This window comes from Roseateles koreensis (genome assembly GCF_028595305.1).
GTDB lineage: Bacteria > Pseudomonadota > Gammaproteobacteria > Burkholderiales > Burkholderiaceae_C > Paucibacter_A > Paucibacter_A koreensis.
Genome location: NZ_JAQQXS010000015.1, coordinates 16,235 through 30,214, shown reverse-complemented (window position 1 = coordinate 30,214; position 13,980 = coordinate 16,235). Strand labels below are relative to the sequence as shown.

The following is a 13,980-nucleotide window of genomic DNA, read 5'->3' as shown; positions in this document are numbered from 1 at the left end:
TCAAGGGCGGCTTGCGGCCAGGGTGGCGCGCGTTACTTGTCCGGCAAACTCAATAAGCGTTACGGTCAAAAATCATGAGGCGGGCGGTGCGAACGATGATTTGAAGATCCAGGGCCAAGGACCAATTGCGCAGGTATTCGAGGTCGTACTCGACCCGTGCTTTCATTTTGTCGATGGTGTCGGTCTCACCGCGCAGGCCATTCACTTGCGCCCAGCCAGTGATGCCGGGCTTGACCTTGTGGCGCACCATATAGGCCTTGATCAACTGCCGGTATTCTTCGTTGTGCGCCACGGCGTGAGGGCGCGGCCCGACGATGCTCATGCGGCCTTGCAGCACGTTGATGAACTGGGGCAGTTCGTCCAGCGAGGTGCGCCGGATGAAGGCGCCAAAGGGCGTGATGCGCGGGTCGGCCTTGGTGGCTTGCTTGACCACGGCGCCGTCGTCCTGCGTGCGCATGGAGCGAAATTTGTAGACGATGATTTCTTCACCATCCAGGCCGTTGCGCCGCTGCTTGAAGATGATCGGCCCTGGCGAGCTCCACTTCACCCCGATGGCGACGGCCAGCAGGATTGGCGAGATCAAAACGAGAATCAAGCTGGCCAAAATGACGTCGCTGATCCGCTTGATCAGGTCGTTGGTGCCGGTAAAAGGCGTTTCACAGATGCCCACAACGGGCACGCCGTTCATGTCTTGAAGCCTACCTTGGATGATGCTGATGCCAAACACGTCGGGAACGAAGAACAAAGAGGCCGTTGTACCTTGGATCTGTTCGAGCAACTGCACGATGCGGGGTTGCGATCCCAGCGGCAGCGTGATGTAAACCTCACGGACATTGTTTTTGCGCACGTAATCGCTCAGGTCGCCGAGGGTGCCGAGCAACAAGGGGCTGGCGTCGGGATGCAGCCGGGCGTCCTTGCGGTCGTCAAAGTAGCCGACGAAGTCAACCCCCTTGTCCACGCCGTCCCGCAGTGCACGAGCGACTTTGACGCCCAGCACCCCGCCGCCAACTATCACCGCCGCACGGCGCGTGGCCCGGGTCAGGCGGCGTTGAATGGCCTTGCCCACGCCAATGGCCAGCACTTGCAGCACAGGGGTGATGCCGGCCCACCAGATCAGAACCTTGTCCTCGAAGTAGCCCATGCTGTTCGTGGCGTAGCCACACAGGGCGAGGATGATGAGCAAGGCGATCCAGGCGCCCAGCACGTCGATCGTGGCGCTGACGATGTGGTCCGCAAAGCGGTTGCGGCCCGGAAAGGTCAGGGCGAACACCAGCAGGCAAAGCGTCAAGCTGGAGCGCAGGATGGGTTCGCCAAAATAGGCGCTGACCGCCAGATAGCTCAGCACAATGAGGCCGGGCTCGAGGAAGGCGGCGATCAACGATTCGACGGACTGGGGCGCGTTGTAGAACGTCCTTTTATAGCTTCTGTCCTCGAACATTGTTTCCTTGCTCCTTGGTGACATCGCAATACTTGCAGTGTCACAGCTGATCTGAATGCATTATTTTTTGACTCGGGCCCCTGTGTGTTCTCAATGGTAAAGCCCGTTTTGAGCAGCTTTGCGCTTGATTGTCACTCTGGTTTTGAGTCCGTTTCCAGGCTGACTGACATCAGTATGGCCCGATTGGCGAAGCGGACTGCCTACAATCCCGCCATGATTCAAGAATGGTTGACCCCACTGACGCCTGCTGTGCAGGATCGCACGATCCTGTTGCTCAATCATGTCATTTCGCGTGAAAGCCACGCAATGGCCCGTTTGAGCCCTTTTGCCGGACGCTCGGTTGTCCTTCATCTGCACGGATGGCCTGCGTTGCTCCCACCGATGCCGGACCTGGCCTTGGGCATCACACCCGCCGGTTTGTTTGAACGCCTGGATGCTTTGGTAGGTGCCGAAGAGGCCGGCGCCCCAGCGGCCTTGCGCATTGAGCTGGATGCCTCTAACCCCGCCCTGATGGCCTTGGGTGCCTTGACCGGCGAAAAGCCGCGGGTTACGGTCCAAGGCGATGCCGCCTTGGCCGGCGAAATCAATTGGTTGACGGAAAACCTCCGTTGGGACATTGAAGACGACCTGGCGAATGTGGTGGGCCCCGCTGCGGCGCATCAACTGGCGCGCTTTGGCAAGGCGGCAGCGTCTGCGATGGCCGGGCTGGCCCGCACGGCGGCTAATTTTCAGCCGGGTGGGCGTGGGGCTGCATGAGGTACTTCGCGCGCCTGCTGGTCATTGTCTGGACAATCTTTCGCTTTGGGCTTGATGAGCTGGCCTTGTCTGGCCTGCGCCGGCGGCGCTTCAAGTTGCTGCGCCGTTTCATCTCCGTTGGGCGGAGTTGGGATCAGCCGCGTGGCGTCCGGCTGAGGCTGGCGCTGGAGCATTTGGGCCCGATTTTTGTCAAATTTGGGCAGGTTTTGTCGACCCGCCGAGATTTGGTACCTGAGGACATGATCGAGGAGCTTTCCAAGCTCCAAGACCGGGTGCCACCCTTTCCTGCGGCGCAATCGCGCGCACTGGTTGAAAAAGCATTCGGCCAGCCGGTGGAAGCGCTGTTTGGCAGTTTTGATGCCGAGCCGGTGGCCAGCGCGTCCATTGCGCAGGTTCACTTTGCGACTTTGAAAGACGGGCGCGAGGTGGCGGTCAAGGTCTTGCGGCCAGGCATGCTGGACACCATTGACGACGACCTGGCGCTCCTGCGCACGGTCGCGGTCTGGGTGGAGCGCCTCTCGGCCGACGGCCGGCGTTTGAAGCCGCGCGAGGTGGTTGCCGAGTTCAACAACTACCTACACGACGAGTTGGATTTGGTGCGCGAAGCGGCCAATGCCGCGCAACTGCGCCGCAATATGGCGGGCCTCGACTTGGTGCTGGTCCCGGAGATGATGTGGGACATGTGCAGCTCCGACGTGATCGTCATGGAGCGCATGCACGGCGTGCCCATTTCGCAGCTATCTCGTCTGCAGGAGGCGGGGGTGGACATCCCCAAACTGGCTCGCGATGGCGTCACCATTTTCTTCACCCAGGTGTTCCGTGACGGGTTTTTCCATGCAGACATGCACCCGGGCAATATCCAGGTGAGCCTGAACCCAGCTACTTTTGGCCGGTATATCGCGCTGGACTTCGGCATCATCGGCACGCTGACCGAGGTCGACAAAGAGTACCTGGCGCAGAATTTCATTGCCTTTTTCCGTCGAGACTACAAACGCGTGGCCGAGTTGCACATCGCCTCTGGGTGGGTGCCCGCCGGTACGCGGGTCGATGAGCTGGAGAGCGCTGTTCGCGCCGTGTGCGAGCCGCATTTTGATCGACCGTTGAAAGACATTTCGCTGGGGCAGGTGTTGATGCGCTTGTTCCAGACCTCTCGCCGCTTCAATGTGGAAATTCAGCCGCAACTGGTGTTGTTGCAGAAAACCCTGTTGAACATCGAGGGCCTGGGCCGGCAACTCGACCCGGAGTTGGACCTGTGGGCCACGGCCAAGCCCTTTTTGGAGCGCTGGATGAACGAGCAGGTCGGTTGGCGCGCCCTGATCAATCAGGTCAAGAAAGAAGCGCCCCGTTACGCCCAGCTCTTTCCTGAATTGCCGCGGCTTTTGCATGATGCGCTGAAACAGCAGGTGCGTGGCCAAGATCAGGCCGCGTTGACCGTGTTGATACGGGAGCAGCGGCGTACCAATCAACTGCTTCAAGCCTTGCTTTATGGCGCCGTTGGATTCACGCTGGGCTTGCTGGGCGCGACGGTCTTGCTGCGGCTTCATTGGGCTTGAACCTAGGGGTTGTGCCTAGGGTTTGCCACCCTGCGAATTTATTGGGGGCCGCGATAATCCGCCCGCTAATTTTGAGCTTTCGCTTCAGCTTCTGTTGAAGGCTCTGAACTGAAACCCACTCCTGCCGCCATGCTCCTGACACTCGTCATCGTCTATCTTCTGGTCACCATCGCCATTGGCCTGTGGGCCGCCAAACGGGTCAAGAACACCGCGGACTTTGCGATTGCGGGTCGCCACTTACCCCTGGTGATGATCGTCACCACCACCTTTGCCACCTGGTTTGGTTCTGAAACCGTTTTGGGCATTCCGGCCAAGTTTGTGCAAACTGGCTTGAACGGCGTGGTGGAAGACCCGTTTGGCGCCGGCACTTGCTTGATCCTGGTCGGCGTCTTCTTTGCCGCCAAGCTGTACCGTATGACGCTGCTGACCATCAGCGACTACTATCGCGAGCGCTATGGCCGGGTGGTCGAGGTGGTGTGCAGCTTCATCATCATCTTGTCTTACCTGGGTTGGGTGTCCGCACAGGTCACGGCCTTGGGGTTGGTTTTTAACTTGCTGTCGGCGGGCTCCATCAGCGTGCCGGTGGGCATGGTGATCGGCACGGTGTCCATCTTGGCCTATACCTTGTTTGGCGGCATGTGGTCGGTGGCCGTGACCGACTTCATCCAGATGATTATTTTGGTGGTGGGCTTGTCCATCATTGCGGTTTTTGCCTCCCATATGGCGGGCGGTGCCGACAAGGTCATTCATTTGGCGACCAGCAAAGACATGTTCCGCTTCTTGCCCGAGCCCAAGTTCCATGACGTGGTGTTCTTCCTGGGGGCAGCGATCACCATGATGCTGGGCTCGATTCCTCAGCAAGACGTTTTCCAGCGCGTGATGTCTGCCAAGAACGAATTTGCCGCGACACGCGGCCCCGTGATCGGCGGCATTTCCTACATCTTGTTTGCGTTCGTGCCCATGTTTTTGGTGACCAGCGCCTTGATCATCATGCCGGAGCAGGCCGCAAAACTGATCGCTGAAGACCCGCAGAAGGTGATCCCGACCTTGGTAATGGACAAGATGCCCTTCGTCATGCAGGTGATTTTCTTTGGCGCCTTGTTGTCGGCCTTGAAATCCACCGCCTCGGCCACCTTGCTGGCGCCCTCCGTGACCTTTGTCGAGAACATCTGGCGGCAGTTTTTTCCGCGCATCAGCGACAAACAAGAATTGCGCACCATGCGCATTTCCGTGCTGATCTTCAGCGTCTGTGTCTTGGCCTATGCGATTGCCTTGCAGGGCACGCCCATTTATGAAATGGTGTCAGCGGCCTACCAAGTTACCTTGGTCGGTGCCTTCGTGCCGCTGGTGTTTGGGCTCTACTGGTCGCGCGCCAGCACCCAGGGTGCGATTTTCGCCATTGTGCTGGGCGTATTGACCTGGCTGGTGTTTCTGCTCACGCCGGCGGGTGAAGAGTTTCCCGCGCAATTGGCCGGATTTGTGGCCGGCATCGTGGGCATGTTGGTGGGCTCTCTGGGGCCGCAGGCGATCCGCAATGTGCATGCCTCCCATCACAAATTGGTCGGCGTGCCCGAGAAGGCTTGATCTCCGGCCCGGCTTGCGGGCACGGCCGAGCCTTGCCCCTTATAATTTGCGGTTTTGAATCAACGGTTTAGACAGACCATGCCAATCTACGCCTACCGCTGCGCTGAATGCGGTCACGCCAAAGATGTGCTTCAAAAGCTCTCCGATGCCCCGTTGACCACATGCCCGGCTTGCCATGCCGAAGCCTTCACCAAGCAAATTACCGCCGCTGGCTTCCAGTTGAAGGGTTCAGGCTGGTACGCCACCGACTTCAAAGGGGGCGGCACGCCCGCCACCTCCGCGCCGGCGACTTCAGCGGCCGCTCCTGTGGCGCCGGCTGAAACCAGCAGTGCCAGCAGTACATCGAGCAGCACTGACAGCTCAGGCGGCGGCAGTGCCGGTGGCGCTGCGTCTTGTGGTGGTTCCTGTGCTTGCCACTGAGCGCCAAGCGCCCGCAGGCGTGCTCGGGCGGTTGATGCACGACGGGGTCGCCACTTCGTGAAAAAGTACATCATCACCGGCCTGCTGGTCTGGTTGCCTTTGGCCATCACCGTCTGGGTGTTGCACTCGGTGTTGGGCGTCATCGACGGCGTTTTTGCCTCGATGCTCAGCGCCTGGCAAGCGGTGCTGCCCACGTCCATGGCGGCCAGCATCGAGCGCCTGCGCCATATCCCTGGCCTGGGTGTGTTGATTTTGGTGGCGGGCATGCTGTTCACCGGCATGTTCGTGGCCAATATCTTTGGCCAATGGGCCTTGCAGCAGTGGGACAAATTGATGTCCCACATCCCTATCGTCAAGAGCATCTACAGCTCGGTGAAACAGGTGTCTGACACCTTGTTTTCCAGCAGTGGCAATGCTTTTCGCGAGGCCGTGCTGGTGCAGTATCCCCATCCCGGCTCCTGGACCATTGCTTTCGTTACCGGCAAACCCAGCGGCGAGGTGGCCGATGCCTTGGGCGAGGAGCATGTCAGCCTGTACGTGCCCACCACGCCCAATCCGACCTCTGGCTTTTTCCTGATGATGCCGCGCAGCAGTGTGCGGCCTTTGAAGATGAGCGTGGATGCGGCGCTCAAGCACATCATTTCCATGGGCGTGGTGGCACCAGAAGGTGAGTCTCTTGCTGCGGTTGGTGGCGCCAATCCGGCACGAAATCCCGGGGGTTGAGCGGCTGGCACCTGCTCAATCCTGAGTGCGGTTCGCGAGCCCGCCCCCCCAGCGCCTTCCCCTCATTCAGCCTCGCGCGCCCACGCCGCGTGGCCCAAAACGACGAAATATCTGGAGAGAATTCATGAGAACTTGTTATGCCGGTCAGGTCAGCGAAAAGCTGCTGGATCAAACCGTGACTTTGATGGGTTGGGCGCACCGCCGTCGCGACCATGGCGGCGTCATCTTCATCGACCTGCGCGACCGTGAAGGTCTGGTGCAGATCGTTTGCGACCCCGACCGCGCCGAGATGTTCAAGGTGGCCGAAGAGGTGCGTAACGAGTTTTGCCTGAAGGTGGTGGGCAAGGTGCGTGCGCGCCCCGCCGGCACCGAAAACGCCAACCTCACCAGCGGCAAGATCGAAGTGCTTTGCTATGAACTGGAAGTGCTCAACGCCAGCGTGACCCCGCCGTTCCAGATGGACGACGAGAACCTGTCGGAAACCACCCGCCTGACACACCGCGTGCTGGACCTGCGCCGCCCCTATATGCAAAACAACCTGATGCTGCGCTACCGCGTGGCCATGGAAGTGCGCAAGTATCTGGACGAACACGGTTTTGTAGACATCGAAACCCCGATGCTGACCAAGAGCACCCCGGAAGGCGCGCGTGACTATCTGGTGCCCAGCCGCGTGCATGACGGCATGTTCTTCGCTCTGCCGCAAAGCCCTCAACTCTTCAAGCAATTGCTGATGGTAGCGGGCTTTGACCGCTACTACCAGATCACCAAATGCTTCCGTGACGAAGACCTGCGCGCAGACCGCCAGCCTGAATTCACGCAGATCGATATCGAAACCTCCTTCCTGGGTGAAGAAGAAATCCGCTCGATGTTCGAGGGCATGATCCGCCACGTCTTCCGCAAGGCGCTGAATGTGGAGCTGGGCGACTACCCGGTGATGAAGTATGCCGAGGCCATGCATCGCTTTGGCTCCGACAAGCCCGACCTGCGCGTCAAGCTGGAGTTCACCGAGCTGACCGATGTTGTGGGCGATGTGGACTTCAAAGTCTTCTCGACACCGGCCACCACCAAGGGCGGCCGCGTGGTGGCCCTGCGCGTGCCCGGCGGCGCGACGATCAGCCGTGGCGAGATCGACAGCTACGGCGAGTTCGTCAAGATCTACGGTGCCAAGGGTCTGGCCTGGATCAAGGTGAACGAAGTGGCCAAGGGCCGCGAAGGCTTGCAGTCTCCCATCGTCAAGAACCTGCATGACAAGGCGATTGCCGACATCCTCGCTCGCACCGGCGCGCAAGATGGCGACCTGCTGTTCTTTGGCGCCGACCGCGCCAAGGTGGTCAACGACGCCATCGGCGCCTTGCGCCTGAAGATCGGGCACAGCGAGTTTGGCAAGGCGAACGGCCTGTTCAACGACGTCTGGGCGCCGCTGTGGGTGGTGGACTTCCCGATGTTCGAGCAAGACGAAGAGGGCGGCCGCTGGAACGCAGTGCACCACCCCTTCACGGCACCCAAGGATGGCCATGAGGACCTGATGGCCACCGACCCCGGTGCCTGTATCGCCAAAGCCTATGACATGGTGCTCAACGGTTGGGAGCTGGGCGGTGGCTCGGTCCGTATCCACAAGGCCGAGGTGCAGAGCAAGGTTTTCACGGCGCTGAACATCAGTGCAGAAGACGCGCAAGAAAAGTTCGGCTTCTTGCTGGATGCCCTGCAGTACGGCGCCCCGCCGCACGGTGGCCTGGCCTTCGGCCTGGACCGCATTGTCACCATGATGACCAAGGCCGATTCCATCCGCGACGTGATTGCTTTCCCGAAGACGCAGCGCGCCCAGTGCCTGCTGACCGGCGCACCGTCGAATGTGGACGACAAGCAGCTGCGCGAGCTGCACATTCGCCTGCGCAATGCCGTGGCGCCGACGGCGGCTTGAACCCGTCCCAGGTACCCAGGCCTTGGCCAAAGAAGAGGGCGCCGCAAGGTGCCCTTTTTTGATGGCGCGCCCGTGTCTTCCAGTCACGGGACGGCCCCGGCGCTGGGCTATGCTTCAGGGATGACTGAATCTACGCTTGCCGCTGCGTCCTACAAAATTCCTGAATCGGTGCTGGTGGTCGTCCATACGCCCGATCTGCAGGTCTTGATGCTGGAGCGGGCTGACCGGCCCGGTTTCTGGCAGAGCGTGACGGGCTCCAAAGACCATTTGGACGAGTTGCTGTGTGAAACGGCCCGGCGTGAAGTCCTTGAAGAAACCGGCATCGTCAGCGGTGAGTTGCAGGACTGGAACCTGATCAACCACTATGAGATTTACCCCGTCTGGCGTCATCGTTATGCGCCGGGCGTGACACACAACACCGAGCACGTGTTTGGCTTGACGGTGGCGGCTTCTTCGCCCGTTCGCCTGGCGCCGAGAGAGCATCTGCAGTACCGTTGGCTGCCGTGGCGCGCGGCGGCGGATCTGTGTTTTTCACCTTCCAATGCTGAGGCCGTGCTGCAATTGCCGCGATTCCTGCAGGGTGAGGTTTCGTCGTCGCCCGCGGTTCAATCGGGAGTGCGCTTGCCATGAGTCGAATGCCTTTTGCACATTCGGTACCGCCCAGCGCGTCGGCTCATTTGGGGCCGGTGTTGCGGGTGGCGACCTACAACATCCACAAAGGTGTCCGGGGCGTGGGGCCGCAGAAGCGGCTGGAGATTCACAACCTGGGCCTGGGTATCCAGGCCTTGAACGCGGATTTGGTGTTTCTGCAGGAGGTTCGGCATTTCCACCACCAGGAAGCCCAGCAATTTCAGCGCACTTGGTTTGGGTGGCCCAACGTGGGGCAGGCTGAATTCCTGGCGCCGGAGGGCTTCGAGGTGGCGTACCGCACCAACGCCGTGACCAAGCATGGCGAGCATGGCAATGCCTTGCTGTCGCGCTGGCCTATGGGCGATGTGGGGCACCACGATGTGTCCGATCACCGCTTTGAGCAACGCGGCCTGTTGCATGTGCCGGTCAACTGGCAGGGACAAGAACTGCACACGGTGGTGGCGCACCTGGGTTTGATGCACAGCGGGCGCGTGCGCCAAGTGCAGCGCTTGGCTGAATTTGTCGCCCGGCACGTGCCGCCTGAGGCCATGCTGGTGGTGGCCGGTGATTTCAATGATTGGGGTGAGCGGCTCGACGCACCCATGCGCGAACTAGGGCTGACCCGGGCCCGTCACCCCGATGGGCGCCTGCGGCTGGCGACGTTTCCGTCGAGAATTCCGTTCTTCTCGCTGGACCGCATCTACGTTCGAGGCCTCCGCTGCGTGAACATGCAGGTGCCCAAGGGGCCGGCTTGGGCTCGTATGTCAGACCACTTGCCGTTGCTGGCCGAGCTGGCGCCCGAAGGGCCTTGAGGGTGGTGGCACCATGACGGCTGATGACGGTGTGGCTGTTCACCGCCCAGGCCGCCCAACTTGGCCGACGCCCGCTGCCGGTAGTTTCACTGGGGGCAACGAGGTGCATCTGCTGCGCGGCGGCGACGCCTTGTTTCCGCAGCAAAACCAGGCCATTGACCAGGCCCAGCGCGAGGTTTGGCTGGCCACCTATATTTTCAACGACGACTCGGCAGGCCAAAACCTGGTGGCCAGTTTGCAGGGGGCCGCGGCGCGTGGCGTCAAAGTCCGTGTCGTCGTGGACGGTTTTGGCACCAAGGCCTGCCTGAGTTGGTTGCGTGAAGCCTTGGACCGCCCGGGCATTGCGTTGGCCGTGTTTCGTCCTATCGACCGTTGGTGGCGCTGGTTGCAGCCGGGGCAGTTGCGGCGCCTACATCAAAAACTGTGCGTGGTGGATGGACAGCAGGCGTTTGTTGGTGGCATCAACGTCGTGGACGATTGCATTGATATTCACAAGGGCGCTCTGGATGCACCGCGCCTGGATTTCGCCGTGGCCTTGCAGGGGCCGATTGTGGGCGCCGTATCGCAGGCGGCGCGTGCCATCTGGACACGTGCCTGGCTGGGCCGTGATATCGCCGAGGAATTGCGCGTGCTGGTGCGCAGCCGCGAGCCTTTCATGCGTCTGCGCCGTATCACTCAGCGCCTGCGCATGTCTCGCCAGCCTGAGCGGCCCGCCACACACTCGGTGCGGGCATTGCCCCCAGTTTGCGCCGCATTCGTCCTGCGCGACAACTTGCGTCAGCGTCGTACCATCGAGCGGGCCTATATCGTCGCCATTCGGGGTGCGCAACAGCATGTTGATCTCATCACGCCCTATTTTTATCCCGGCCAGTCTTTCCGGCGTGCGCTGCGTGACGCGGCCCGACGTGGCGTGCGGGTGAGATTGTTACTTCAAGGGCAGGTGGACTATCGCATTGCCGCCTTTGCCGCGCAGGCGCTGTATGCGGAGTTGTTGGGCCATGGGGTGCAGATTTTTGAGTACACCCCTGCCTACCTGCACGCCAAGATCGCGGTGGTGGATGCTCAATGGGCCACGGTAGGCAGTTCCAACATCGATCCGCTGTCGCTGCTGCTGAACCTGGAAGCCAACGTGATCGTGAGAGACGCCAAATTTGCAGCCAGCCTGGCTGCGCAGTTCGATGCGGCTGTGGCAGTGTCTCGCGCCGTGGAGTTGCGCCAACTCGGGGGCGAGGGCCTTGGGGGCGTCATGCGCCGTGCGCTGGTGGCCTGGGGGGCCTACGTTTATCTCCGTGTTGCGGGTGCCACGGGCCGTTACTGAGCGTTATTGAGTACTACTGAGCGCTACTGACTGCTGCCCACTGCCTGTTGGGCGCGAAGTCTGGCTGCAGTGGTCATGCTGCTAAAAATGCCAAAAAAATCCACTAAATGATTAAAAGTGACCAATCCCGCAAGTACGGGGTGTTTCAAATGATCTATTTGGTTAAACTGAAATTCCAAAACAAACTTTTGTTCAGTTAGGACCATCATGAAGAAATTTCTCGCACTTTCCCTGATCGCTCTCCCGTTGCTGAGCCAGGCCGCAACCAACTTGGTGCAAAACGGCAGCTTTGAAGCCAATGTACTGACTGCCGGCGGCCCTCCTTTGATCACAAACACCCTGTCAGGCTGGACCGTGGGTACGCCGGGCATTGAGATCCGTAACAATACGGTAGGCAAGGCTTATGACGGTAGCAATTTTATTGAGTTGGATGTCGTTGCTAATAGTTCAATCAGCCAGCAATTGAGCACCACGGCGGGACAGTGGTATCAACTGAGTTTTGCGTACTCCAACCGCACCGGCGTTCCCGTGGACAGCAATGGCTTGGGCTGGACCTTCGGCACCCTTTCCGGTTCGGCACCCGCATTGGCCTACAACAACACGGGTGACAATGTCTGGAGCCACTACACGGTGAATTTTAAGGCCACCGGCACCTCGACACTCCTGTCCTTCGTGGGGCAAGGAACCAGCGATGGGCTCGGCACCTCACTGGACGCCGTCAGCGTGACGGCCGTTCCGGAGCCACAAACCTTCGCACTGTTTGGCATCGGGCTGCTGGGCATGGGCCTGATCTCGCTTCAGCGCAAGCGGGGCGCTGACACGCAGCGTTGAGCGCGACTGAGCGTTTCACGCATGCATGGACCCAGTGCCATGCCATGGAGGCACCTTCGGGTGCTTTTTCAATGGGGTTTGCGATGGCAAACCCATGCCATTGCTCAGCTTGAGACTTGGTTCCTGCCGCTCTTTTTGGCGCGATACAGTGCCAAGTCTGCGGCTTCCAGCGCGTCGGCAATGATCTGATCTGGGCTGGCACCGGATTGAATGTGGTCGGGCAGGATGCAGGCTACGCCGCAACTGACGCTGACGCGCTGCAAGGGCGAGCCTTGATGCGGGATGGCGAGGTCGATCACACATTGGCGCAGCCGCTCGGCCTGGCTCAGCGCTTGCTGCAGATCGTGCTCGGGCAGCAGCACAGTGAATTCTTCGCCGCCCACGCGTGCTGGCATTTCTCCGGCCCGGTTGAAGGTTTGCTGAATCATGCGACTCACCGCGACCAGGCATTGGTCGCCCTGCGCATGGCCGTAGTTGTCGTTGTAGCCTTTGAAATAGTCCACGTCCACGGCCACCAAAGCCAAAGGGCTGCCGCTGCGCAGTGCCCGGCGGGTTTCCTCCAGTTTGAGCTCGTCAAACCAGCGGCGGTTGGCCAGCCCGGTGAGCGAGTCGGTATTGGAGCGCTGCTCCAGTTCTTGGTGAAGTCGGCGCAGCGCCAATTGGTCTTGCCAGTGGCGCATGATGTTGAACAGCATTTCGGCCGCCATTTTGGCCATGCGATCATCGCGAAAGGTCCACTGCTCAGGACGAGAAGACGCCCCCATCAGCACTTGCGTTCGGCCGTTGTTGCCTTGCAGCGCGCAACTCACCAGGGCTTGAATGCCATGCCGCTGCATGGCTTGTGCGCGAGCAGGTTCAGCATCAGCCAGGCGCTTGTAGCGAACAACTGACCAGCCGCGTTGCAGCGGGCCGATCAAGTCAGGCAAAAGCGCTTGGTCGACAGCCATCCCGGCGATCCGGTCGTGCGGGGCGATCCATACAAAGCGGCAAATCAGTGGCTCACCCTCGGCGGCCTGCTCAGCAATGGCCAGGCTGCAATGTCCTGTGAAGCTCGATATATCTCGCAGCGTAGCTCGAATCATGTCGGGATACTCGTCCACGGCCAGATTCAGGCAGCGGCTGGAGCGCCGTGAGATGCTCTCCAGGTAACGTGTTACTTCATGCAGTGTTGCCGTACGCCTCGCGACGGCCAACTCCAGCTGTTCAGCACGTCGTTCCCGCTCCTTGACATACAACTCGATGTCATCGCGCAAGGTCTTGAATCCGTCGACCACGACATCGAGTTCATCGCGATGGCTTTGCTCGGGGCGGTTGAGCACCAAGGGCGGCGGGCGTTTGCCTGGCGCCAGGGCGGCAGCAAATCGTGCCAGGTCATGCAAGGGTTGGCGCAATTCGCGGCGCAAGATGCGCAGTGTGAGTCCGCTGAAAACCAAAGTCAGCAGGCCACCGACAAGAAGAACCCGCAGGCCGCTTGAGATCAGTTGCCGCTTCAAATATCCGTGATTGAAATCCAGGCTCAATTGGCCCAGGATGCGGTGCTTGCCGACCGGTCCGGGGATTTGGAAATTGACATCCCCTTGCGGCATCAGCCCGCCTCCGGGAGGCGGGCGCTTTTCAAGCAGTGGCGGGTCAGCGGCTTCAAAGTATTGGCCGGTGCTGGCTTGTAGGCGTGCGGTTTGAATCTGGGGTGCCTTGACGATTTCTTGCAGCAAATGCTGAACGGCAGTCGGCTCAATGTCCCAGAGACTGCTGGACAGCAGTGGCAGATGCGTCTGGCTGACCTGGGCGACGGCGTTGTCGAAACTGGCACGCTCTGAGTAGTAGATCTGCGCGAACCGAAAGAGGCCCACAAGGGCCGTGGCCATGACACACAGCCAGGCAATACGGCGTGTCAGCCTTTCCGCCAGTGAGCGCATGGGGCGCTCATCCGGCATGGACACAAGCCCAGCCTCAATGGGCGAGGCATTGCCAGAGCGAGCGTCATCAGCCAAGGG

The 13,980-nt window shown here is 60.5% G+C and carries 12 protein-coding genes; 10 read left to right on the top strand and 2 right to left on the bottom strand.

Annotated elements, in window-relative coordinates:
- Window positions 1-49 precede the first annotated feature (49 nt).
- On the bottom strand, window positions 50-1,438 hold the full coding sequence (locus PRZ01_RS15890) for an undecaprenyl-phosphate glucose phosphotransferase (RefSeq protein WP_273597789.1): 1,389 nt from the start codon (window positions 1,436-1,438) through the stop codon (window positions 50-52).
- 213 nt (window positions 1,439-1,651) lie between these two features.
- Between PRZ01_RS15890 and PRZ01_RS15885 the strand changes: the two genes are divergently transcribed.
- From PRZ01_RS15885 to PRZ01_RS15840, 10 genes are all read left to right on the top strand, one after another.
- Entirely contained in the window at window positions 1,652-2,194 is a 543-nt protein-coding gene (locus PRZ01_RS15885) for a hypothetical protein (RefSeq protein ID WP_273597788.1), read from the top strand.
- Window positions 2,191-3,747: a ubiquinone biosynthesis regulatory protein kinase UbiB gene (gene ubiB / locus PRZ01_RS15880; protein WP_273597787.1), complete on the top strand. Its 1,557-nt coding sequence runs from the start codon at window positions 2,191-2,193 to the stop codon at window positions 3,745-3,747. The genes PRZ01_RS15885 and ubiB overlap by 4 nt, the downstream gene beginning before the upstream one ends.
- A gap of 129 nt (window positions 3,748-3,876) precedes the next feature.
- Window positions 3,877-5,331, top strand: a complete 1,455-nt coding sequence (locus PRZ01_RS15875; protein ID WP_273597786.1) for a high affinity choline transporter 1 — start codon at window positions 3,877-3,879, stop codon at window positions 5,329-5,331.
- A gap of 78 nt (window positions 5,332-5,409) precedes the next feature.
- Window positions 5,410-5,751, top strand: a complete 342-nt coding sequence (locus PRZ01_RS15870) for an FmdB family zinc ribbon protein (protein ID WP_273597785.1) — start codon at window positions 5,410-5,412, stop codon at window positions 5,749-5,751.
- Between the two features lie 57 nt (window positions 5,752-5,808).
- Window positions 5,809-6,474 (top strand): DUF502 domain-containing protein, encoded by a 666-nt coding sequence (locus PRZ01_RS15865; RefSeq protein ID WP_273597784.1) that lies wholly within the window; start codon window positions 5,809-5,811, stop codon window positions 6,472-6,474.
- 124 nt (window positions 6,475-6,598) lie between these two features.
- Window positions 6,599-8,395, top strand: a complete 1,797-nt coding sequence (aspS, locus tag PRZ01_RS15860; RefSeq protein WP_273597783.1) for an aspartate--tRNA ligase — start codon at window positions 6,599-6,601, stop codon at window positions 8,393-8,395.
- Window positions 8,396-8,515: 120 nt separating this feature from the next.
- The gene (gene nudB, locus PRZ01_RS15855) at window positions 8,516-9,025 is read left to right on the top strand and encodes a dihydroneopterin triphosphate diphosphatase (protein WP_273597782.1); all 510 of its coding nucleotides are present in this window, start codon (window positions 8,516-8,518) and stop codon (window positions 9,023-9,025) included.
- Window positions 9,022-9,837, top strand: a complete 816-nt coding sequence (locus PRZ01_RS15850; RefSeq protein WP_409993864.1) for an endonuclease/exonuclease/phosphatase family protein — start codon at window positions 9,022-9,024, stop codon at window positions 9,835-9,837. The genes nudB and PRZ01_RS15850 overlap by 4 nt, the downstream gene beginning before the upstream one ends.
- Before the next feature lie 13 nt (window positions 9,838-9,850).
- Window positions 9,851-11,155, top strand: a complete 1,305-nt coding sequence (gene clsB / locus PRZ01_RS15845) for a cardiolipin synthase ClsB (RefSeq protein ID WP_273597781.1) — start codon at window positions 9,851-9,853, stop codon at window positions 11,153-11,155.
- Between the two features lie 207 nt (window positions 11,156-11,362).
- Window positions 11,363-11,986, top strand: coding sequence for a DUF642 domain-containing protein (locus PRZ01_RS15840; RefSeq protein ID WP_273597780.1), 624 nt, complete (start codon window positions 11,363-11,365; stop codon window positions 11,984-11,986).
- 104 nt (window positions 11,987-12,090) lie between these two features.
- On the opposite strand, the gene PRZ01_RS15835 is transcribed toward PRZ01_RS15840, so the two are convergent.
- Window positions 12,091-13,977, bottom strand: coding sequence for a GGDEF domain-containing protein (locus PRZ01_RS15835; protein ID WP_273597779.1), 1,887 nt, complete (start codon window positions 13,975-13,977; stop codon window positions 12,091-12,093).
- Window positions 13,978-13,980: the final 3 nt, after the last annotated feature.

What these genes read in the sequence shown, in the direction of transcription:
- ubiB (WP_273597787.1), top strand. Translation starts at nt 2,191, where the DNA reads ATGAGGTACTTCGCGCGCCTGCTGGTCATTGTCTGGACAATCTTTCGC.
- PRZ01_RS15870 (WP_273597785.1), top strand. Translation starts at nt 5,410, where the DNA reads ATGCCAATCTACGCCTACCGCTGCGCTGAATGCGGTCACGCCAAAGAT.
- PRZ01_RS15840 (WP_273597780.1), top strand. Translation starts at nt 11,363, where the DNA reads ATGAAGAAATTTCTCGCACTTTCCCTGATCGCTCTCCCGTTGCTGAGC.
- PRZ01_RS15885 (WP_273597788.1), top strand. Translation starts at nt 1,652, where the DNA reads ATGATTCAAGAATGGTTGACCCCACTGACGCCTGCTGTGCAGGATCGC.
- clsB (WP_273597781.1), top strand. Translation starts at nt 9,851, where the DNA reads ATGACGGCTGATGACGGTGTGGCTGTTCACCGCCCAGGCCGCCCAACT.
- PRZ01_RS15890 (WP_273597789.1), bottom strand. Translation starts at nt 1,438, where the DNA reads ATGTTCGAGGACAGAAGCTATAAAAGGACGTTCTACAACGCGCCCCAG.
- PRZ01_RS15850 (WP_409993864.1), top strand. Translation starts at nt 9,022, where the DNA reads ATGAGTCGAATGCCTTTTGCACATTCGGTACCGCCCAGCGCGTCGGCT.
- nudB (WP_273597782.1), top strand. Translation starts at nt 8,516, where the DNA reads ATGACTGAATCTACGCTTGCCGCTGCGTCCTACAAAATTCCTGAATCG.
- PRZ01_RS15875 (WP_273597786.1), top strand. Translation starts at nt 3,877, where the DNA reads ATGCTCCTGACACTCGTCATCGTCTATCTTCTGGTCACCATCGCCATT.
- aspS (WP_273597783.1), top strand. Translation starts at nt 6,599, where the DNA reads ATGAGAACTTGTTATGCCGGTCAGGTCAGCGAAAAGCTGCTGGATCAA.